We start from the raw sequence: 254 nt of genomic DNA on the forward strand, positions 1-254 counted from the left end.
GACATATTTTGATCTTCTGTTTGTGGACTATAGATGTCATATTTGTGTGAACCATCTTCTGTCCAACGTTGTAAGGCATCTGCATCAGCGACGTATAACTTCCCACCGTTAATCTTTTCAAAAGTTAGATACTCACCTGTTTCTTCGTTTGCTTCAACAGTAAAATCCTGTAGCGGTTCTTTTAAACTTTTCCTAGCCACTCCGCCATGCCATGTACTACCTGCACCAAAGTTATCTATAACAAAGCGCTCACT

1 pseudogene is annotated in these 254 nt (G+C 40.2%); it reads right to left on the reverse strand.

From position 1 onward, the window contains the following. A pseudogene (locus JDS95_RS30735) lies at positions 1–254 on the reverse strand (distal tail protein Dit); the annotation flags it as partial.

The organism is Bacillus cereus group sp. N24 (assembly GCF_016483345.1).
In the GTDB taxonomy this organism is placed as follows: domain Bacteria; phylum Bacillota; class Bacilli; order Bacillales; family Bacillaceae_G; genus Bacillus_A; species Bacillus_A toyonensis.